Source organism: Streptomyces sp. NPDC043427 (genome assembly GCF_056436655.1).
This window is the reverse complement of the sequence record NZ_JBWKCC010000003.1, coordinates 1-19593: the sequence shown is the minus strand read 5'-3', so window position 1 is coordinate 19593 and position 19593 is coordinate 1. Positions and strand designations below refer to the sequence as shown.

General features: G+C 71.3%; 19 protein-coding genes and 2 pseudogenes. 4 read left to right on the top strand and 17 right to left on the bottom strand.

All coding sequences use genetic code 11. From position 1 onward, the window contains the following. Window positions 1-293: 293 nt before the first annotated feature. A complete protein-coding gene (locus AC067M_RS07405) occupies window positions 294-1550 on the bottom strand; it encodes a streptophobe family protein (RefSeq protein ID WP_478696420.1) in 1257 nt (418 codons plus the stop codon). 292 nt (window positions 1551-1842) lie between these two features. Between AC067M_RS07405 and AC067M_RS07400 the strand changes: the two genes are divergently transcribed. Then, window positions 1843-2307 (top strand): ATP-binding protein, encoded by a 465-nt coding sequence (locus tag AC067M_RS07400; protein WP_478696029.1) that lies wholly within the window; start codon window positions 1843-1845, stop codon window positions 2305-2307. Window positions 2308-2451: 144 nt separating this feature from the next. On the opposite strand, the gene AC067M_RS07395 is transcribed toward AC067M_RS07400, so the two are convergent. Further along, window positions 2452-3339 (bottom strand): RNA polymerase sigma factor SigF, encoded by an 888-nt coding sequence (locus tag AC067M_RS07395; RefSeq protein WP_478696028.1) that lies wholly within the window; start codon window positions 3337-3339, stop codon window positions 2452-2454. A 248-nt stretch (window positions 3340-3587) separates the two neighbouring features. Here AC067M_RS07395 and AC067M_RS07390 point away from each other — a divergent pair, with 248 nt between their 5' ends. Next, a complete protein-coding gene (locus AC067M_RS07390) occupies window positions 3588-3965 on the top strand; it encodes a helix-turn-helix domain-containing protein (RefSeq protein ID WP_478696027.1) in 378 nt (125 codons plus the stop codon). Between the two features lie 21 nt (window positions 3966-3986). Here the strand turns inward: AC067M_RS07390 and AC067M_RS07385 are convergent, their stop codons facing one another. From AC067M_RS07385 to AC067M_RS07370, 4 genes and pseudogenes are all read right to left on the bottom strand, one after another. Beyond that, window positions 3987-4589: a ClpP family protease gene (locus AC067M_RS07385; protein ID WP_478696026.1), complete on the bottom strand. Its 603-nt coding sequence runs from the start codon at window positions 4587-4589 to the stop codon at window positions 3987-3989. A 1-nt stretch (window position 4590) separates the two neighbouring features. Continuing rightward, the gene (locus tag AC067M_RS07380) at window positions 4591-5229 is read right to left on the bottom strand and encodes an ATP-dependent Clp protease proteolytic subunit (RefSeq protein ID WP_478696025.1); all 639 of its coding nucleotides are present in this window, start codon (window positions 5227-5229) and stop codon (window positions 4591-4593) included. Window positions 5230-5371: 142 nt separating this feature from the next. Further along, a pseudogene (locus AC067M_RS07375) lies at window positions 5372-5572 on the bottom strand (epoxide hydrolase); the annotation flags it as partial. A gap of 207 nt (window positions 5573-5779) precedes the next feature. After that, window positions 5780-6229: a nuclear transport factor 2 family protein gene (locus AC067M_RS07370; RefSeq protein WP_478696024.1), complete on the bottom strand. Its 450-nt coding sequence runs from the start codon at window positions 6227-6229 to the stop codon at window positions 5780-5782. Window positions 6230-6555: 326 nt separating this feature from the next. Between AC067M_RS07370 and AC067M_RS07365 the strand changes: the two genes are divergently transcribed. Next, complete coding sequence (locus tag AC067M_RS07365) at window positions 6556-7221, top strand: DNA-binding response regulator (protein ID WP_478696023.1); 666 nt, start codon at window positions 6556-6558, stop codon at window positions 7219-7221. Here the strand turns inward: AC067M_RS07365 and AC067M_RS07360 are convergent. Beyond that, window positions 7188-8507, bottom strand: a complete 1320-nt coding sequence (locus AC067M_RS07360) for a hypothetical protein (protein ID WP_478696022.1) — start codon at window positions 8505-8507, stop codon at window positions 7188-7190. The two genes, AC067M_RS07365 and AC067M_RS07360, sit on opposite strands and share 34 nt — an antisense overlap. After that, window positions 8500-9807, bottom strand: coding sequence for a sensor histidine kinase (locus AC067M_RS07355; protein WP_478696021.1), 1308 nt, complete (start codon window positions 9805-9807; stop codon window positions 8500-8502). The genes AC067M_RS07360 and AC067M_RS07355 overlap by 8 nt, the downstream gene beginning before the upstream one ends. Window positions 9808-10381: 574 nt before the next feature. Here AC067M_RS07355 and AC067M_RS07350 point away from each other — a divergent pair. Next, window positions 10382-10798: a helix-turn-helix domain-containing protein gene (locus tag AC067M_RS07350; RefSeq protein ID WP_478696020.1), complete on the top strand. Its 417-nt coding sequence runs from the start codon at window positions 10382-10384 to the stop codon at window positions 10796-10798. Window positions 10799-10830: 32 nt separating this feature from the next. Here the strand turns inward: AC067M_RS07350 and AC067M_RS07345 are convergent, their stop codons facing one another. The 9 genes and pseudogenes from AC067M_RS07345 to AC067M_RS07305 form a co-directional block, all read right to left on the bottom strand. Next, the gene (locus AC067M_RS07345) at window positions 10831-12270 is read right to left on the bottom strand and encodes a SagB family peptide dehydrogenase (RefSeq protein ID WP_478696019.1); all 1440 of its coding nucleotides are present in this window, start codon (window positions 12268-12270) and stop codon (window positions 10831-10833) included. Beyond that, a complete protein-coding gene (locus AC067M_RS07340) occupies window positions 12267-13394 on the bottom strand; it encodes a hypothetical protein (RefSeq protein WP_478696018.1) in 1128 nt (375 codons plus the stop codon). The genes AC067M_RS07345 and AC067M_RS07340 overlap by 4 nt, the downstream gene beginning before the upstream one ends. Window positions 13395-13399: 5 nt before the next feature. Beyond that, window positions 13400-14347: a hypothetical protein gene (locus tag AC067M_RS07335; RefSeq protein ID WP_478696017.1), complete on the bottom strand. Its 948-nt coding sequence runs from the start codon at window positions 14345-14347 to the stop codon at window positions 13400-13402. Further along, window positions 14344-15129, bottom strand: coding sequence for a DUF5944 family protein (locus AC067M_RS07330; RefSeq protein WP_478696016.1), 786 nt, complete (start codon window positions 15127-15129; stop codon window positions 14344-14346). The genes AC067M_RS07335 and AC067M_RS07330 overlap by 4 nt, the downstream gene beginning before the upstream one ends. Further along, window positions 15126-16595: a cytochrome P450 gene (locus tag AC067M_RS07325; RefSeq protein WP_478696015.1), complete on the bottom strand. Its 1470-nt coding sequence runs from the start codon at window positions 16593-16595 to the stop codon at window positions 15126-15128. Before AC067M_RS07325 ends, AC067M_RS07330 begins: the two co-directional genes overlap by 4 nt. 57 nt (window positions 16596-16652) lie before the next feature. Further along, window positions 16653-18047, bottom strand: coding sequence for a YcaO-like family protein (locus AC067M_RS07320; RefSeq protein WP_478696014.1), 1395 nt, complete (start codon window positions 18045-18047; stop codon window positions 16653-16655). 91 nt (window positions 18048-18138) lie between these two features. Further along, entirely contained in the window at window positions 18139-18264 is a 126-nt protein-coding gene (locus AC067M_RS07315; protein ID WP_402152952.1) for a YM-216391 family RiPP peptide, read from the bottom strand. A gap of 22 nt (window positions 18265-18286) precedes the next feature. Next, entirely contained in the window at window positions 18287-19249 is a 963-nt protein-coding gene (locus AC067M_RS07310; protein ID WP_478696013.1) for a JmjC domain-containing protein, read from the bottom strand. A 257-nt stretch (window positions 19250-19506) separates the two neighbouring features. Further along, window positions 19507-19593 (bottom strand): annotated as a pseudogene (locus AC067M_RS07305) (IS5/IS1182 family transposase); the annotation flags it as partial.

Sequence of the window (19593 nt, the reverse complement as noted above, 5' to 3'; positions counted from 1 at the left end):
TACGCCCCCCCCCCCCCCCCCCCCCCCCCCCCCCCCCCCCCCCCCCCCCCCCCCCCTCTTCCCCCCCCCCCCCCCCCCCCCCCCCCCCCCCCCCCCCCTCCCCCCCCCCGCCCCCCCCCCCCCCCCCCCCCCCCCCCCCCCTCCCCCCCCACCCCCCCCGCCGACGGAGGTGGACCAGAGGACCGTACGAGCGCGCGAGGACGGGCCGAAACCGCCGCCTGCGTGGGCGGAGCCGGTCTTCCGCAGCTGTGCCTGACGGCTCTCGCGCAGGCGTCGGTCGGTGTCGGCTCCCCTCAGCCCTCCGGCGCTTCGCCCCGCCGCCGCACTCCTCGGGCGAGCAGCCCGCCCAGGAACCCGGCGACCAGACCCCACAGCAGGGCGAGGCCCACGGCCGTCCAGGTTTCGGGGCGCAGGAACAGCTCCCCGGAGAGGCCGCCGACGAGGTCTTCGATGCCCAGCACCGACAGGCCGTAGTGCGCGTCGACACGGCCCACCAGGCAGATCATGAGGACCGTGAGGGCGAGGGCGACGGCCATGTGCACCGCGTGCTGCCAGGGGCGCGTACGGGCCGGTGAGCGGGCCGCCATCACGAACGCGGCGGCCGGCAGCAGCACCGCGTCCACGGCGACGAGCCACCACACCCGGCCGTCCTGCTCGGCCAGCGTGCGCAAGGTGAGCGTGGCGGTGTCGGGGGAGCGCAGCACCTCGTCGAGCACGTGCGGCATGGGCAGCCCGAAGGGGCCGTCCACGCGGCCGTTCCAGGTGGCGCCCAGACCGATCGTCAGCGCGAGCCAGACGAGGTTCGGCAGCCCGAGCAGGATCACGGCCAGCGTCTCCACGGGATGGCCGCGCGTCACCGCGACGACGAGGGCGACGACGACGCCCAGGGCGACGCACGCGAGCAGCAGGGCGACCATGGCGTACGCGGTCGGCCGCACCGACTCCTGGAAGCGCAGCAGACGGGCCGGCAGCGGTGCCCCACGCGCCACCAGCAGGGCGAGCAGGAGGACGCCGGCCAGCCACAGCAGACCGAAGAACAGCGTCGGCGCTACGTCCGTTGTGAAGCCCACCTTCGGTGTGACGCCGAAGACGTCGCCGAGCTCGTCGATCGTCTCGTCCCCCACGGAGAGCGTGAACGTCTGGCGCGCGCCCAAGGACACGGCCAGGAGCGCGAGCAGCCACACGACGGCGACACGGGCCGCCCAGCCGGCGAGCTCCCCGGCGCCGGCGACCGCACGGTGCCGCAGCGGCCGCAGGAAACCCGTGGCGATCACCAGCGCGCCCGTCAGGGTGACCGACAGCGGGATCACGGTCAGCCCGGCCTCCGTGCCGGCGAGGTCTCCGGCGTTCCCGGAGAGCTCCACGGCGCCGCCGACAGCCGTGACCACCGTCGCCGCGACCACCCGCGCAAACGCCCCGTCCGGCAGATCGGCCGCCCCCGCCGCCCACAACCCCAGCGCGGCCACGACCCCCATCGCGACCACCCCGGCCAACGCGGCACCCCCGGCCTGCACCCAGCCGTGCCGCGCCACCGCGCGCCCGGACCGCATCACCGCACTCACGCTGACCACGCTAAGCATCCCCCGCTCACCCCGCCTGCCGACCAGCGCCCGTTCCGGAAGAGCGGCCCCGGCCCGGGCAGGCCGTCCGCCCAGCCCGGCAGCAGCGGGCCGCCCGCGTCCGACTTCCCCTAGGCGCCCGTTTCGCCGGAGTCTCCCGGACCGTGAATCGCAACACACGTTCGACGAGGGCGTAACTGTCCCGGGAGTGTCCTGCCCGGCTCGGGGTACGAGCACTGGTGCAGCAAGCGTCCGGCCAGGCCGGCCTCCGAGAGAGAAACGCATGATCGAGCACCTGGACGGGGCAGTGATACCGACTGGTTTCGATGTGCCCGTGGACCCGCTACGGCGGGCAGCGCATTACACCGGTGATCCGGGATGCATCGCCGAGGCGCGCAGCTTCGCCGCGCACTTCGTCGACACACTCAGGACCGAGTGGTGCGCCATGATCGACGAGCGGCTGGGCGGTGAACTGCTCCTGGTGGTGAGCGAGCTGGTCACGAACGCGGACCGGCACAGCAACGGGCCGTACATCCTGGAACTGGAAGGCACCGACGACACCGTCACGGTGAGCGTCTACGACAGCAGCGCCGCCCTGCCGCTACGGTTCCCGCGCGACCCCCGGCGGATCGGTCGGCACGGTCTGGAGATCGTCCACGCGCTGGCCGCGTCGGTCACCGCGGAGCGCGTGCCGGTCGGCAAGCGTGTCAGCGCCGTGATGCGGCTGGGCGAGCCGACCGAGAAGTGACGTCGACAGAGGAGTGACGTCAACCGAGACGCGACGTTGATCGAGACGCGACGTCGATCGAGAGCTGACCCGGGACCCGTCGATGCCGTCCCGCCTTTCTCGGGCGGGACGGCATCCGTGGTTCAGGGGCGCGCGGCCGCTGCGTCAGGCGCAGCCGAGTTCGCCCAGCATCCCCTCACGCAGCCGGGTGATGATGCGCTTGATCAGTCGCGACACGTGCATCTGCGAGCAGCCGAGCCGTTCGCCGATCTCCGCCTGGGTGGCCTCCTCCACGAACCGCATATGGATGATCTGCCGGTCGCGTTCGCTGAGTTCGGCCATGAGCGGGGCGAGCGACTGGAAGTCCTCCACGAGCCGCAGCCCCTCCTCCTCCACTCCGATGAAGTCGGCGAGGACCGCCTCGCCGTTCTCGGGGCCGTCGCCGGTGAGGGCGGCGTCCAGCGACGAGGAGTTGTATCCGTTCGCGGCGATCTGGGCCTCGACGACCTCGTTCTCGGAGAGGTTCATCAGTGTGGCGAGCTCCGCCACGGTCGGCTCCCGGTCGAGACGGCTGGCGAGCTCGTCGCGCGCCTTGGCCAGCTCCACACGCAGCTCCTGCAGGCGCCGCGGAACGTGCACCGCCCAGGTGGTGTCCCGGAAGAAACGCTTGATCTCACCGACGATGTACGGCAGTGCGAACGACGTGAACTCCACCTCGCGCGACAGTTCGAACCGGTCGATGGCCTTGATCAGACCGATCATCCCCGTCTGGACGATGTCCTCCATGTCGTCCCCACGGCCCCGGAACCGGCCGGCCGCGAACCGCACCAGGGAGATGTTCATCTCGATCAGGGTGTTGCGGGCGTACTGGTATTCGTGCGTGCCTTCCTCGAGTTCCGCGAGGCGTCGGAAGAACTGCCTAGACAGCTCCCGAGCGTCCCGCGGAGCCACGCGCCGCGGTTCCTCGACACCGGGCAGTGGTCCGCCACCCGTGCTGGTCCCGGCGGTCTTCTCGACGACCTCTGCCTCCGACCCGATCACGGCGGTGTCCATTACCTCTCCCTAAAGTCACGGTTCGACGTGTACATCTTCCGCTGAACAACGAAGAGCGCGTGGCTCTCTGAACGGCGAATACCCGGGCTTCCGCATCGCATGCCCCCGGAACCGTGGGAGTGACGAAAAATCGACGGCAGCGTTCAGGCAGAGTACCCAAGGTCATGCTATACGGGACATGTCTGATTCCACCGAGGGCGGAACGCGGACACCTCTCCCACCGCGGCCCGGGCTCCTAGTCTGAGGGGGTGACGAGCCAAGCGACCGACCAAGCCCGTGTCATCCCGCTGCGACCCGCGCCCGCGGCGCCGGCCCCCGCACCGGCACCCCGGGAACCCCTGTGGCGCGACCTGATCGGTGATGTCCTCAGGCGTGAACGCCTCGCTCAGGAACGCACCTTGAAGGACGTCGCGGAGGCCGCCCGGATCTCCATGCCCTACCTCTCCGAGGTGGAGCGCGGCCGCAAGGAGGCGTCCTCCGAGGTGCTCGCGGCCGCCGCCCAGGCCCTCGGACTGGGCCTGGGCGACCTGCTGTCACTGGCGCAGCGCGAACTCACCCGGCACTCCACGAGGACCGGCCGCCCCTCCCCGACGGCGTACAACGGGCCGCTCTGCCTGGCCGCCTGACCTACCCCGCCGGCCGGCGTCTCAGACCGCCACGGGGCGCCGGCTCAGCACTTCGTCGGCCAGCCCGTACGCCACCGCCTCCTGCGCGGTGAACACCTTGTCGCGGTCCATGTCCGCGCGCAGCGTGGGGATGTCGTGGTGGGTGTGCCGGGCCAGTACCTCCTCGACCTGGGAGCGGATCCGCACCATCTCCTGGGCCTGGAGCGCCAGATCGGAGACCGTGCCCTGCCGTCCGCCGCTGGCGGGCTGCCCGAGCAGCACGCGCGCGTGCTCCAGGACGCACCGCCGCCCGGGATCCCCTCCGGCCAGCAGCACGGCCGCCGTCGAGGCCGCCTGCCCGACGCAGACCGTCGAGATCGGCGCCTGCACGAACGTCATCGTGTCGTAGATCGCCATCAGCGAAGTGAACGAGCCGCCCGGCGAGTTGATGTAGATCGCGATCTCGCTGTCCGGCGCCGACGACTCCAGATGGAGGAGTTGCGCGATGACGACGTTGGCGACGCCGTCGTCGATCTCCGTACCGAGGAAGATGATCCGCTCCGACAGCAGCCGGCTGAACACGTCGTAGGACCGCTCGCCCTGCGAGGTCCGCTCGACGACGTTCGGAATCGTGTATGTCCCCATGTCACAGCCCCATCCGTCGTCGGGTGGACGCGGGGCGCACGTCGGTCAGCGACTCGACGACCCGGTCCACGATGCCGTACTCCCTGGCTTCCTCGGCCGTGAACCAGCGGTCGCGGTCGCCGTCCCGGGCGATCGTCTCCGGGGTCTGACCGGTGTGCTCGGCGGTGATCCGCTCGATGGTCCGCTTGGTGAACTCCAGGTTCTCCGCCTGGATCTCGATGTCCGCGGTGGTGCCGCCGATCCCGGCCGACGGCTGGTGCATCATGATGCGGGCGTTGGGCAGCGCGTACCGCTTGCCGGCCGCGCCCACGCCGAGCAGGAACTGGCCCATGCTGGCCGCGAAACCCATGGCGAGCGTGGAGACGTCGTTGGGGATGAGGCGCATCGTGTCGTAGATGGCGAGACCGGCGTGCACCGACCCGCCCGGGCTGTGGATGTAGAGGCTGATGTCGGTGCGCGGGTCCTCCGCCGACAAAATCAGTAACTGGGCGCAGACCCGGTTGGCGGAGACCTCGTCGACCTGAGTGCCCAGCAGGACGATCCGCTGGGCCAGCAGTTGGGCGGCCAGGTGGTCGTCGAAGCGCGTCGGAGGGGTGTCGCCCTCCTCGGCGCGCGGGGCGAGCGTGTGGAGTGGAGTCATCGGGTCTCCTCGTGGTCGGGATGCCGTCGACTCCACTGTTGACCTCCGACGACGTCCGTACGAGGTTTCTCTGCCCGGGGCAGATTCGCCACGGGCAGAGCACCCACTCAGCCCTTGCCGCCCACGGGCGTCTCCCGCCCGCTCACCCCTTCGCGCGCAGCTGCCGGAAACACGCCCATACGTCGTCCACCAGCACGTCGGGCTCCTCCACCGCCGGGAGACGGCCGCCCCGGTCGAACTCCGTCCAGCGCACCAGGTTCTCGGCGCGCTCGGCCTTCCGCCGCAGCGGGATCTGAGGCTCGGCGGGGAAGAGGGCGAGGGCGGTCGGCACGGTGGACGGTTTTCGGTACCCCCGCACGCCCAGCCCACGCCGTGCAGCTCGTCCGGCCAGCGGGTCCGGTCGAGGCGGTCGTGCAGGTCGTCGAGGTCGCCCTGCGGGACGGCGATGCGGTAGGGGCGGATGCCGGGGGCGACGGCGCGGGGACGACTCATCCGCGAGGCACGGCGGATGGAGATCTCGAGAGCTACCCCCGCGGGCGCGGGGAGGACCTCATGGCGACTGGTCGGGGGAGGTCGGATGAGTGGGTCCGACTTCGAGGAACGCCGCGATGTGGGCGCGCAGCACCTGCCCTGCGGTCAGGTCCCCGAGGGACCCGGCCAGCGTTCTGGACCACATGACTTCCAGGGCGACCTGGGCGTCGGCGGCGACCGCGTTGATCACTTCGAAGTGCTGGTCGGCGAGCAACCTGTGTCCCTGCTGCGCGGCGGCGATCAGGTCCGGCAGATGGCGGACGGTGCCGTCCGGGAAGAGGTCGTTGGGGAGCTGAGTGTGGACAGCGTCCGTCGCCGCGGCCGTTGGCCGTGCACCTGATCCGGCCGGTGTGGGATGCTCATCAACGACCTCGGCCCTTGGCTCGCTGCCGCAAACACAGCCGTGCACGGCGAGAAGGCCCCGCGTCCCTGACAGGCAGGGCCGGGCCGTTCCCACCTCCGCAGCCATCAGCGGAGCGAGGCCCGGCGCCACGCTCGCCGAACTGCAGAAACACGCGCTACGGCGTCGGCAAGCTCGCCGGAGCCCTCACCCCCGGTGTCTTCCCGCTGCGCGGCGAGTCGGAAAGGCTCACCCTGCGCGTGATCCATGTCCTCGCGGACGCCATCGCCCTGCGGCCGAGGCGACAGCGGGATCCGGCAGCTCGCCGGCCGGCGGGGCGCGGATCGGCAGAGCCGGTTGTGCAACCGCGCGTGGAAACCTTCCCGGTGTGTCGGGCGTTGTGAACACATCGCAGGAACTGTTCGGTAGCGGTCGCACGGGAGGTACCAGTCGGCATGTCCGAGACCACGCCGCTCTCGCCCGTGACCGTGGTGCTGATCGACGACCACCCCGTGGTGCTCGCCGGCATCGAGTCCTGGTTCGCCGCATCGGAGCACCCGATCGTCACCGTGGCCAAGGGGCCGGACGTGTCCCTCGCCTTCCGCGGCCCGGGAGCCACAGCGGACGCGGTGGTCCTCGATCTGCAACTGTCCCAGGGCACCCCCGTGTACCGCGAGCTGAGACAGCTCGTCGCGCTGGAGCGGCAGGTGATCGTCTACACCATGCGCGACAGTCAGGAGGACGCCCTGACCTGCCTGGACCTGGGCGCGTTCACCTATCTGACGAAGGCCGAGGGCGAGAGCCACCTGGTGGCCGCCACCCTCGCCGCGGCCGCTTGCCGCCCCTACACCCCGCCGATGCTCGCGGGTGCCTTCGGCAGCGACCTCGGCAGCGGGCGCCCCGCGCTTGCGCCGCGTGAGGTCGAGGTGCTGCTGGAGTGGTTTCAGTCGGAGTCCAAGGCCATGGTCGGCGAGAGCCTGGGCATCTCGGTGCGCACGGTCAACACCTATCTGGACCGGGTACGAATCAAGTACGCGAACGCCGGCCGGCCCGCGCCGACGAAAGCCAATCTGGTGGCCAGGGCCATTCAGGACGGCTGGGTCTCGCTCGATGAGCTTTGAGCGTGCAGGCGGTACGTCGCCTCCGTCCACAGCCGCCCGTCGCGGCGCAGAGTTCGGACCGCGACGCCGTGCTCCCCTTGTTGCGGAATGTGCGTCCCCGGCGCGTCGGTGACGACACTGACCCGGACCATCCCATCGACGCGTACCACGGTCGCGCGGGCACTGCGCTCGGCCGTGGCCAGGGCGGCGAGGGCGGGCTCGGTCAGGGCCCGGCACAGTCGGCGGGGCACCGGGAAGAAGGTCCCGCGCACGGCGAACTGCACGTCCACTCCGTTGCGTTCGGCGACGCCGATGCACGCCCGAAGTGTGTGCACCAAGAGGTCGGCCGCATGGTCACGCTCCGCGAACAGTCGCCGCAGCCGGGCCGCCTCGATGGCACTGCGGCGGCCCACCACTTCGTCGGCGGGGTCCAGCGAGCCGTCCGCCAGCCCCGCGAGCAGCGGCAGCGCCGACTCCCGCAGCTCCCGGTAGCGGGTTCGCTGGTCTGCCTGGACGCGTCGGGACACCTCGCCGTCTGTACGGACTCTCTCCTGCTCGCGGGCCGCGGCGGCCGCCGTCGCGGCCACACCGCGCAGCAAACCGGCCATCACGGCCGTCGCCACCTGGAAGGCGCAGACGGCCAGCGCGCTGACTGCCATGCCCGCGGCGACCGGCCGGGACGGGAAGCCGGTGAGCGACAACAGCGCCAGCATGGAGGCGACATGACAGCCGATGAACAGCAGTGTGAGCCAGAGCGGACGTCCGAGCAGGAGCAGCACGCCGAACCAGCCGAGCTCCAGGAAGGTCCAGTGCGGGGTGGCGAAGAAGTGCTCTGCGGGCAGCTGGGAGCTGGCGGCGATCGCCGCAGCGAGCGAGGCCGCGAGGCCCGTGATGGTCCAGCCGACGGAGCCGTTGGTGTCCACGCGGCCCAGCACCGTCTGGGCCACGATGACCAGGGTGAGCAGACCGAAGGCCGTGAGCTGGATCCACGGATGGCGGTACTGGTCCAGGCCGGAGAGCAGGCTCGGAAGGGCGAGTCCGGTATGGATCACGGTCAGGACGACCAGGCCGGCGCGACGCAGCCCGCGGCGCAGGTCCTGAGCGATGTTCTCGGCGGCGTCTTCGTTGACTTCCCCGATGTCGTCCCCCGTGACCCTCTCGCCGTCCCGGAGCACCCTCGCGTACGGCGGCTCGGATGCCTGCCGGTCCCCCGGCAGTTCGTACGGCGGCGCGTGCCTCTGCTGCCCGGGCGGTGCCGCCGCGGTCGTTTCTCCGCACGGTCTCCCGGTCCTCGACTCCTCAGACACGGGGCCACTCCAGCCGCACCCGAGTGCCCGCCCCCGGCCGGGAGTCGACGGTCGCCGTGCCGCCGACCGAAGCCATGCGCTCCACGATCGAGCGTTCCACGCCCCGGCAGTGTTCCGGCACGCCATCCGGGTCGAACCCCACGCCCTCGTCACTGACGGTGACCAGCACGCGGTCTTCCTTCCTGCTCGCCGTCACGGTGGCGCGGTCCACGCCTGCGTGGCGCTCCACATTGCGCAGTGCCTCGCCGACACTGCCCTGCAGCGCCACGACGGCGGGGTGCCACGCGGTGCCCAACCCGCCGCCGAACTCGGTGCGTACGGTCAGCGGCCGACCGGCTGCCTCGGCACGCAGCGCGTCCGCCACATCCGTTTCACCCGTGATGCTGTTCTCGGTCGCAGCAATGAGTCGTCGCAGGTCCTCGGCGGCCTGGGCGCGCAGCACCGCCGGGTCGATGATCTGTCGGCGCAACGACACCATGAGCAGGGTCGCGCAGGCCGTGTCGTGCAGGGTGGCGAGGTACTCGCGCTCGGCTGCCTGCTGGGCCCGCGCGACCTCGTACCGCCGACGGTCCCGCGCGGCGGCTGCGCCCGCCGCGTCGGCGGACCGGCTCCTGCGCAGCACGAGCCGGTGGAGCGCCTGCGCGAGCGCGGCCTGTACCAGCAGCCAGCTCGCGTTGGGCACCGCGTAGGTCCAGGCCTCGGGGCGGTCGAGCGCGGCTCCCGCCAGGTCCGCTGCGGCCAGCAGTATCGCGACGGACAGCGCGGGCACCGGCGGGTACGTCAGTTGGTGAGCGGTCGTCACCATGCTGACCATCACCAGCACCCAGGTATTGCCGTGCTGGGTCTGCGTGGCCGGTACCGTGAGCTCCTGGCTGAGGCACAGCGCGGTCGTCACGGCCGTGTCGGCGGCGAGCAGGAGCCCCGGTCTGCGGCCCGTGGGGGACAACCGGTATTCGACGAGACTCCAGACGATCACACCGAGTGCCACGGCTGCGGGCAGTGGGCCCATGGGCATGGCGGCGGCGCCGAGCACGGCACACAGACAGACCGCCACCAGGCGGATCCGGCTCGCGTACCGCCGCGCGAAGCCGATGTACTCACACTCCGTGGGCCCGGGTTCCTCGGCCGTGCCGGCGGCGGGGGCCCGCGCTGCTGCAGGGGCGCGGCCCGGTTCGCGCGCCTCGGCGTCCTGGCCGTGCTCGCTGTGCCCGGCGCCGCGGCCAGGCTCGCCGTATCCGGCGTCCCCGCCCCGACCGTACCCCTCGGCCGTGCCGGAGCCATGAGCCTTTCCTTCGCCCACCACCCGTCTCCCGTCCCCGTCACCCTTCGGAGCGTCGTCCCGCAACTGCGGTGCCTCTCCCACCAGTTCGCACTCCGCCCGTGGTTTTCGCCGGTGTGTGGGTCGAATGACCGTCACATGCCCAGGGCTTCCGGCATTAGCGTTGCACCCGTCGGCCGCCGAGCGCGACCACTGCGGGCGGATTCCGACAGCCGCCACGCCCCACGGGGGAGGGCGTGGCGACCCGACCATGTGCCCTGCGCCGCAGGGCCCACCGGGTGGACGGAGCCGCCGACGCCGCCCGGTACCGACCGAGTCCCGGCGCGGACGTGCCGATCACGGCCGGATCGGACCATGAGCGGCGTTCCCCCGGAAGGGTCCGGAGTACGCGCAATGCACGCGAGGTGTCATAGAAGCAGCGGGTTCGTGCCCACGGAGGATGGGCGGATCGCGTTGATTCCGTGATGTGGCGGGCGCAGTCGAAACGGGGGATCGTGTCGTGTTTTCTCGCATGTTGATCGAACTCGATAGACGTACCGACGGACGAGCCGGTGGTGCCGTCCGTGCGCAGGCCGGGGAGTGTCGCTTCTCAGCGATGACCACGGTGGAGTCCGGGTCGTGCGGGGCCAGGGAACCGGACCGTGAAGGCCCCGAGGAGCCGGTCCACTGTCGGCGCTGTGCCCTGCGCCGGCAGATCGGCGCTTTCATACAACGACGCCTCGGCGACCCGGACCTGACGCCGGCCACCATCGCCGAGGCGCATCACATTTCGGTCCGCTATCTCTACCAGGTCTTCGACACCCACCAGATGACCGTGGCCGCGTGGATCCGGCACTGCCGACTGGAGCACTGCCACCGGGATCTGGCTGATCCGCGGCTGCGTTCACATTCGATCCGGGCCATCGCTGCGCGGTGGGGCTTCTCGGACGCGGCACACTTCAGCCGGGCGTTCCGGGCCGCGTACGGCATCTCGCCGCGCGACCACCGCAATCTGGCCCTGCTGCACGACTGATCCGCCCCGGTCGGATGGGGCAGGGCCGCGGGTCAGGTGCTGGACTGCGTCGCCTGGGGTGGACGGCCCACGGCGAGCAGGTACAGGGCCTGACTCCCCCCTGTGGTCGGAAGGCCGAGCACCTCGTTGACGGTGTCGTCGACGAAGCCGGTCACCCCGCAGGCCCGCAGCCGTCGCGCCGCTGCCACGAGCTGGAGGTTCTGGGCGATGTGACCGGCCTCCATCAGCGCTAACCGGTAGCCCCGTTCGAGGTACTTGGCCTGGGTCCGTCCGAAGGCCGCGGCGAGCAGCACGACCACGGCGGCGTCGTCGAGCACCTCGCGGTGCGCCGAGTGGGCCGACAGCTGCTCGCCCGCGTCGGCCGGACGGCCGGTGGCGACGAGGCCGTGCGTGAGCGGGTCGTAGCGGTAGAGGCCGCGGGGCACCCGCTCGACCCTGCGCACATAGGCGTACACGTCAATGGGGTACAGCGCCCCTCCGGAGGGCGCGGCCCGCAGCGGGACACGGCCACCGTCGGTAGTAGCGCCCCATCCGGTGACGCCCGAGGAGTAGTGGAGCAGTGCGGACAGCTCCTCCGGCGCGAGGGGAGCGGGCCCGAACCGGCGGCGGGAACGACGCCGGGCGATCGCCTCCTCCAGAGGCAGCGAGCGGGCCTCTCGTACGTCGGGCAGGGGGAGTACAAGGTCCGGCTCGACGGACTGTCCACGGGCGGTGTCGGTCCCGGTCGACGCGTCGGCCGGGGTCCCGTACGCACTGTTGATCGCGTCCCGCTCTCTGAAGTGCTCGCGCAGTTTGCTGTTCTCGTGCAGGATCCGGGAGAGCCGGGGCAGGGCCGCCGCCGTGTCGTCGGCGTGTGCCCTGCACCACCGGCAGTCGGGATCCCTGGGCGCGCGCCACGACTGCCTGACCAGGCGCCCGTCCTCCAAGGCGCGCAGGGTGAGAACCCGGCCCCACATCGACCGGTCGGGGCTGCCCCACAGCCCGTTCCGCAGCGTCCGGGAGATCTCTTCCAGTGCGAAGGCGACCAAGCCGTCGGGCTTGACAGGGGGTTCTACAGGTTCTGGCGCGTCCGCCGCCGGTACTTCGTCGAGTCGGAAGCCGTCGGCGGCGGGCAACAAGTCTGGGGCGAAGCAGCCCAGGCAGGGTGTCGAACGAGGCCTGACCCAGGGGCCGACGCGTACGGTCCGGGGATCCGTCACGACGCAGGGCACCAGCAGGGAACCCGTCGCGAGCACCACCGTGTTGAGCGCGTCACGCAGCCGCACCGACTGTGGAGCGCAGGCCGCGTCCAGGACGGCGATGACGCAGCCACGGCGGCCGGCCGCCGCGAGCTGCGCGAGGTGATCGGCCACGGCGTCGACCGTCCTCGCGACCGGGCTGCCGTTGCTCGCGAAGGGGCCGGTCCGCAGGGCCGCCGCGTCGGCCAGGCCCAGCGGATCGAAGCCGACGAGGGTGTACGCGGCGGTGGTCATACGGCCTCCCGGGCTGTGCGGTGGACTCGCCGGGTGTACGCGTCGAGGAAGTCGTCGCGGTACCGCGCGAGGTCGTCGGTGGTGCAGTCGAGCACCGGCCGGGCGAGATCGATGGGCCGTGCGCTGAAGCCGTTGAGCCGAGCGAGCACCGGGAGCCACGCCCGCCGAGGCGGGAAATCGAGTACGGCAACCAGGTCGTCGAGCACGGCGAGGCGGCCCTCGTCCCGTACGGTGCGCAGCTCGGCGGTCCCGAGGCCGGTCACGATCCCGGCGAGGCGGGGGCCGAGAGTGGCCGAGAAGGCGGCAGGCCCCATCGCCGGTTGGGTCACGCAGGCGACGAAGGTACGGCGGCGCCAGGGGAAGTCGAACAGTTTCAGGCTGTAGACCGGCCGCGGCCCCTCCCGCAGTCGGCGGAACAGTGGTGAGCGGTAGGCGGACAGGCCGGCGAGAAATACGGAGGCAGGGCTGCAGTACTGGTCCAACGGGCCGCCGTCCATGAAGAGTTCGGGCTCCTTGCCGCCGAGTCGGCGACGCACGGCCGCCTGGGCGTCGGCGTACTCCTGCCGCTCGTCCGCCACCCCGTCGTCCCACCGTCCGCCCGCCACCTCGTGGGCACCCGCCGCCTCCGCGGCCTCGGTGACCAAGCCATCCGTCCACGGCGCCGGACTCCCGGGGTCGAGCAGTGCTCTCATCCGTCCCGCGACAAAGGGCTCCCGCTCCAGCCGCAGCCGGGGCGTGGTCCGTCGCCAGGCATCTCGGAACTCCCCGAGCGTGGCGGGGAGCCGTCCTGTGCTGCGCAGTGGTGCCGGAAGGATCGCGTCCTCCGCGGCGAGCACGCGCTGTTCCTGCTCGAAGTCGGCCGACGTCGTGTCCTGCAGTTCGAGGAGGCGCGGGAGGTCGAGCGCGCTGCGCCCGGTCTTGGAGATGAGGAAGCGCACGGTGATGACGTCCTGGCGCAGATGACCGGTCAGGGCGCTCAGACCGGCGAGCCGGCCGAGTTCCCGGCCCATCAGGTGTTCGGCGAGGTGGGCGACCGGGAAGACGAGCAGCCAGTCGGGGTGGTGCGGGGTGTCGATGGTCAGGGTGGTGCGTTCGAGGTCGTCCAGCTCCGCGAGGTTCACCACGCCCGTCACCCGTGCCCCGCCGTGGCGCATTTCGCTGCCGTGTCCGCAGGGCGCGCCGCCTCCAGCAGGGCGAGGGCCGCCATCATGGTGCTGTGCCGGGCCTGGCGTTCGTCGATGCGCGGATGGCGCCAGTCGCCCTCCGGCCGCTGCAGGCGGTGCAGCGTTGCGAGGAGCCGGCAGAAGTCCTCGTCGCGCTCTCCGCACAGGGACAGGCACAGCGCCGCCTCGGCGCACAGGTCCGCCCACCCGAACCGCTCGAAGGTCCGGGCGTGTTGCCGAAGGAAGCTCAGGCTCTCGGCCAACGGCGCCGGGTCCGCCTCGGGGCGGCGGAAGGTGCCGAAGGCGAACAGCACCAGATGGGTGTGGAAGTAGGCCTGGACCAGCAGGCGTTCGGCTCCGGTGAGTCCGGCGGCTGCCTCCGTCGCGTCGCGCGGGGGACGCAGGGCGCGCGCCAGGGTGTGCTCGTCGAGCTCGCCCAGGTTGTGGGCCAGGCACAGGGCGTGCAGCGGCGCCAGCCCGGTCAACGGTCGTTCGGACGGGCCGAACAGCACCAGGGTGCGCGCGACGAAGCGCTCCGCGGCGGACTCTCCCGGGCACCGGATCCGCAGCAGATGGGCGAGCATCGTGGCACCCAGGAGTTCTTCACCGCGGGCATGCGGGTCCGCCGGGTGCCGCTCGTGCAGTGCGGCCGCCGGATCCAGCTCCCGCCCCTGGTCCAGTAGCGCGTCGAGGGCGCTCTGCCACTGCGGTACGTCGTCCGGGCAGTGCGCGGAGTGGCGTTCCAGGAGCATCGCGTAGAACCATGCCTCGTCAGCGAGCGGGAGCAGGGTGCGCACGCCAGGAGCGGGGCGGGGTTCGTGCCGCAGCCGGTGCAGCGCCGCGGCGGCCGCGGCGCGGGCGCGCCCGCCCATGGCCATCGTGGTCGCGGCCGGCTCGTATGCGGGCCTGGTCATGCCGTCGTCCCGCGGGGGCCGTCGAGTGGCGAGATGCGGACGATGCCGTTGACGAGCATGCGGTCCTCCGCGTCGGTGGCGCCGATGACCCACTCTCCCGGCAAGAGCTCGGCATTGTTCTCCAGCAGGAGGTCGGAGACGACCACGGGGTCGGCGGGCGTGGCCTCGAAGTGGCGTACGCTCTGGATGCCGAGGGTGTTGTAGCCGACCTTCACCAGGGTGCGGTCGGCCAGTTCCTCCAGGCCGAGGACGAGCCGCAGCACCCGGCGGCCCTGTTCGTCCACCGCCTCGCCCAGTTCGGCCTTGCCCAGGGACAGGGGAGAGGTGAACTTGTCGGGAATCACGGGGACGTAGGGGCGTACGTCGCCGCGCCGGTTGTATGTGAGCACCGAGGAGTGGAGCATGTAGCCCTCGTCGTCGTGCACGGCGACATTCACGTAGCTCTTGGCGCCGTCCTTGAGCGCGACCAGGATCTCGCTGGTGCCGCTGGGCGTCTCCGGGCGGAGTACGAGGCCCGACTCCCGTACCTCGTCGAGGAGCGGGAAGGTGTATGTGTGCTTGAGCGCGAACGGCTCGGTGAGACCGTCCATGCGCGTCGTACACCGCAGCTCCACCACACCCGGGGCGGCGAGTCGGCCCGAGTGGCTGCAGTGCACCCCGGCGGTGCGCGTTGCCAGGGTGGGGCTGATGACATAGCGCGCCATGGCTTCCTCCAGCGACCGGCCGGAGAACTCCTCCTTGCGCATCAGCCCCGCGACCAGGGAGGTGTTGGCATGCCTCATCGTGACTCCTTTCGATGCCCGGAGGGTTCCGGTTGTGAATGCCCGGTCGGCTCTCGTTGCACGGGGATCGCCCTCAGCCGTGACCCGGGGCCGGGGCGCAGAATGATGTCGACGGCGGCCTGGGGCGGATCGCCGACGGGTTCGAGGTGGAAGCCCTGCAGCACTCGGGTGAGCACCACACCGGCGGTCACCTGGGCCAGTTGCCTGCCGGGGCAGGACCTGCGGCCGCCGCCGAAGGGGAAGTACGTGTACTTCGGTTCGCCGCTCCTGCCCGCTTCCAGCCAGCGGTCGGGAAGGAATGCGTCGGGCCGGGGGAACCAGCGGGCCGAGCGCTGGACGGCGTACGGGGAGGCGAGCAGCACCGCGCCTGCCGGGACCCGCACGCCGAACAGCTCACAGGACCGGCCGGTCGCTCGCATGATCGTCCACGCGGGCGGATACAGCCGTAGCGCCTCCAGGAACACGGCCTGCAGGAGAGGCATCCCGGCCAGATCCGCGCTGCTCGGGGGGCGGCTCCCGACGGTCGCGTCGATCTCCGCCCGCACCCGCCGCGTCACTTCCGGAGCGCGGCTGAGCAGCAGCAGTGTCCAGGCCAGGGAGGTGGCCGTGGACTCGTGACCGGCGATGAGATGGGCGAGCACCTCGTCGCACACCTGCTCCGGGGTAAGCGGATCGGCGGCGCGCTCCGGCCCGCCGGGCTCCGCAGCGCCGCTGAGGGGCGGCGTGGTGAGGAGGCCGATCAGATCGTCGCTGCCGCCCGGATGACGGGTCACCAGGTCGAGTACGGAGGCTCTGAGTTCACCGGCCGCACGGGTGAAGCGGCTCTGAACGGCGGAGTTCGGGGACGAGCCGGGAAGCGCGGACTCCAGGGTGTGGATGCTCTCCATCACGGTCCGCAGATGCTGTCCGAAGCCGTGCAGATCGAAGTGTTCGTCGGTGCCGCACAGATGGCGCAGGGTCGCGGCGAGGGTGAGGGTCCGCATCTCCTCGTGGATGTCCAGGGCGTCCGTGCCCGTCCAGTGGCGCAGGCTTTCGTCAGCGGCCCCGGCGACGATTCGGGCGGCCCGTCGTACGTACCGCGCCCCTGTGATCCGCAAACTTCTGCGCCGTGAGCGCGCCCAGTCCTGGCCCTCGCTGGTCAGCACGTTCTCGCCGAGGACCTGCTTCCACAGGTCCATCTTCGGCTTGAAGAAGGTGGCGTCGCGGTCGGCGAGCACGGCCTGGATCGTCGCGGGGTCGTTCACGACAAGACAGGCGCCGGGACCGGTGTCCAGCCGGGCCAGTCCGTGTGCGCTCTCCTCGGTCGAGCGCCGCAGCAGGGCGAGAGGTGAGGCGCGCAGCTCGCGAAGGTGGTGGCCGGGTGGTGCGTCCTCGGGCGGCTCGGTGGCCGGCCCGGGGACGTGGACCGGGCACCGTCCTGCTGCCGGTCCCGCGCCGCTCACCAGGGGAACGGTCTTCCAGTTCATCGGTGCACCTCGGGGCTTGGTCCAGGACGGGATCGCGCTTCGATGGGAAGCCGTGGCTCAGGGGAGCGGATGCGGGTACGGGTGGGGGTCGGGCTCGCTGCCGGTCAGCGCACCCACGGCCGCGGCGCGCGTGGCTTCTGCATTACGAAAACGGTGAGCTCCTTCGAGGCTGTACAGGCCTGGTACGACGACCCGGGTGACGGCGCAGCCGTCGGCGCGCAGAGCCTCGGTGCTCATGTCGACCATGTAGGCCCGGTGGCCGTGGTCACGGAGCGCCCTCAGCGTCTCGTCGAGGGTCAGGGGCGTCTCGTCCGGGCGGTCCTCGACGACGACGCTGTCGCCGCGTACGTTGAGGAACTGCGGGCGGGCTGTGAGGCAGGCTCGCAGCTGGTCCGGGAACAAGGAGTAGAAGGCTGCGCTGCGTTCGAAGGAACGCACCTCCGCGAAGTCGCCGCCGAAGGACCAGTCCGCCATCGTGGCGCGCAGGTGTCGTACGTAGGGCACGCCTTGCAGAGCCTCGAGGAAGGCCTTGCGCAGGGCGGCGCCGAGGGTGCCCCGAGCGGCCGAGCCCGCGGCGAGGATCTGGCCCTTGGCGTCGCGCACCCGCACGATCACCATGCAAGCGGGCACGCCGAGGTCGGAGGTGATGTCGAACGCGTCGACGGCGTAGCGGTCGTCGAGTCGCGCAGCCTGTGCCAGCTCGCGGCAGAGCCCGGATGCGGCGTCGATCCTGCGCACCGGCAGCTGCCAGTGCCAGGCGAGCACCAGGGCGTCGCGTTCGATGACCTCCCACAGTGCCGAGCGGGCGGCGACGCGCGGACCGAGCCCGAAGGCGAGGCCGGTGGTGACGCCGGGCAGCACCCGTTCCTCGGCTCTGGTCCTGAGGTAGGGGAAACATACGGCGGGACCGGGCAGCCAGACCTGCTCGCCGGTCAGCAGTTCCTGGCCCGGATACCACCTGAGGTCGGTTTCCGTGGTCAACGGCCGGAAGGGGAAGTCGGGTTCGGCGTACTGCGCGGGGGAGTAGGGTGACCACGCCCCGGGGTGCACCGAGTCGTCGGGATAGTCGCTCCAGCGTCCCCTGCGGTACGGCGCCGTCCTGCTGTAGGTGATCGCGTAGTAGCGCTCCAGCCCTTCGGCCGCCGCCGCGATCCAGCTGTCGGCCGGCAGGAACCCGGCGCCCCCGCACTTGGTGTACTGCCCGAAGCGCCCGAGTTCGTGGACCGCCGGTCCCGGCAGGCAGGTGTGGCTGTACACCGCCGGGTCACCCTCGACTTGCCGGATCCGGGGGACCGCGGAGAAGACCCGCTCGCGACGGATGATCCGGTCGAGCAGGGGGTGCGCCTCGGGCAGCGGTGAGATGGTCGCGCCGCCCGAGGCGCCTTCCGCGCCCTGCGGAGCTCCTTGGCGGGGGGCGCGCTGTCCGAGTCCGGGCGATGAGCTCCCCGTCATGAAGGACTCCTGTTCATGGGTGCGGTGGCTTCCGTGGAATTTGCTCAGGACTTACGAGGCCCCGCCGTCCAGGGGCGGCGGAACCCGCGGATCACGCCTCGTCGGAGGCGATGTCCAGGTCGTCCTCTTCCATCTCGAGGGAGCAGCAGGTGGATCCGATGATGAATCCGACCTCGATGTCGACTTCCTCGATCTCGGCGGTCATGTTCTCGGGCATTTCTTCCTCCATCCTCCGGTCCTCATGGACCGGTGATTTCGGCAGCCGGGCCCTTTGCCCGGCCGGCCGTGTTTTCCTCGGAAAGCGCCCGGTCGAGTTCACCGGACAGCACTTCCGAGATCGCCCTGTCCATCCGTTGAACCAGGTCCGCGGGCATGAATCGCCCGTGGTCGCTGTCCAGCCGGACGGCCGGGGCCCGCCAGTGGTCGGAGGCCAGGAGCTGGGCCTTCAGCCGCTCCAGGAAGACCGCGGACCATGACGGAGTTTGGATGCCGAACGAGAGCGAAACGGACGGCGCGTGCTGGTGGGCCTCGGTCCCGTGCCAGTGGCCACGCGGCAGGAACAGGGCGTCCCCGGGCCGAAGGTCGACGGGGTCGCACTGCTCGGGCACCTCGGTGCGCGGGGTGCCAGGCCGGTAGTAGGAGGCCAGCTCCTTGGAGACGTAGCGGCTGCCTGCCGCGTAGTTGGCGGTGGGGTAGCGCAGGCCTGTGTTGTCGGCGAGCCGCCAGCGTTTGACGCCGCTGACCTGGAAGACCACGACGTCCTTGGCGTCGAAGTGCAGCGGCAGCCCGCTGCCGACGGGTGAGACGAAGGCGGAGCAGCCGCAGAACCGGCGCGGGATCCCGAGATTCGCGGCGATCGCGTCGAGCCAGGCGCCGGCCACGGGGGAGACCCGGTCGAACTCCTCGAGGTTGACCGACACCCCGTCGTCGAAGAACGCGGCGCCCTGCCTGCCGTCGACGACGATGTCGGCCCGGTAATGCTCCGGGGAGCGCGTCAGGTGCAGCCGTACGCCGTGCGGATGGCTCTGGACCAGGGTCCGCGCGTCGTCGAAAGGCGCGGAATCCTGAATTCCTTTCAAAGATTCCGGCGAGCCGGTGTCGGTGACCCGCTTGCCCGCCCGTACGGCCCTTCTCAGTTCCCCTGCCCCGATGTGGGGAAAGAGGATTCCGAGTATGTCGTCCTTACCCGGCTGCCGCGCCATGTCCACCGCCCCGTTTCGTTGCCCGCCTGTGTTCTTCGGCGTCTGTTGAGGAGATTGCCGCAGGGGGATCGGGAAGTCGTTGACGGCGCGTGCATATCAGTTGTCGAATTTTGCAGGAGCACTGCGGGGTGCCCGGGCGTTCCGGGACGGTTTCCACGTGGGAGTGATCAGGGGGAGTTGCGGGGCCCCGATGGTCGCCGCGCACCGATGTCATTGCCTATCCGGTGACCGTTCCGGTGGCCGATCAGGGAGCTTCTTCAGCGTTGCCGCTCCAGGGTGAGGATGGCTTTGGCGATTGACGTCATGCGGTTGGGACTGCATCGGGATCTGCGGAAGATGCGCCA

Coding starts and splice junctions, on each gene's coding strand:
- AC067M_RS07405 (WP_478696420.1), bottom strand. CDS start 1,550: ATGCGGTCCGGGCGCGCGGTGGCGCGGCACGGCTGGGTGCAGGCCGGG.
- AC067M_RS07400 (WP_478696029.1), top strand. CDS start 1,843: ATGATCGAGCACCTGGACGGGGCAGTGATACCGACTGGTTTCGATGTG.
- AC067M_RS07395 (WP_478696028.1), bottom strand. CDS start 3,339: ATGGACACCGCCGTGATCGGGTCGGAGGCAGAGGTCGTCGAGAAGACC.
- AC067M_RS07385 (WP_478696026.1), bottom strand. CDS start 4,589: ATGGGGACATACACGATTCCGAACGTCGTCGAGCGGACCTCGCAGGGC.
- AC067M_RS07380 (WP_478696025.1), bottom strand. CDS start 5,229: ATGACTCCACTCCACACGCTCGCCCCGCGCGCCGAGGAGGGCGACACC.
- AC067M_RS07370 (WP_478696024.1), bottom strand. CDS start 6,229: ATGGCTGCGGAGGTGGGAACGGCCCGGCCCTGCCTGTCAGGGACGCGG.
- AC067M_RS07365 (WP_478696023.1), top strand. CDS start 6,556: ATGTCCGAGACCACGCCGCTCTCGCCCGTGACCGTGGTGCTGATCGAC.
- AC067M_RS07350 (WP_478696020.1), top strand. CDS start 10,382: ATGACCACGGTGGAGTCCGGGTCGTGCGGGGCCAGGGAACCGGACCGT.
- AC067M_RS07345 (WP_478696019.1), bottom strand. CDS start 12,270: ATGACCACCGCCGCGTACACCCTCGTCGGCTTCGATCCGCTGGGCCTG.
- AC067M_RS07335 (WP_478696017.1), bottom strand. CDS start 14,347: ATGACCAGGCCCGCATACGAGCCGGCCGCGACCACGATGGCCATGGGC.
- AC067M_RS07330 (WP_478696016.1), bottom strand. CDS start 15,129: ATGAGGCATGCCAACACCTCCCTGGTCGCGGGGCTGATGCGCAAGGAG.
- AC067M_RS07325 (WP_478696015.1), bottom strand. CDS start 16,595: ATGAACTGGAAGACCGTTCCCCTGGTGAGCGGCGCGGGACCGGCAGCA.
- AC067M_RS07320 (WP_478696014.1), bottom strand. CDS start 18,047: ATGACGGGGAGCTCATCGCCCGGACTCGGACAGCGCGCCCCCCGCCAA.
- AC067M_RS07315 (WP_402152952.1), bottom strand. CDS start 18,264: ATGCCCGAGAACATGACCGCCGAGATCGAGGAAGTCGACATCGAGGTC.
- AC067M_RS07310 (WP_478696013.1), bottom strand. CDS start 19,249: ATGGCGCGGCAGCCGGGTAAGGACGACATACTCGGAATCCTCTTTCCC.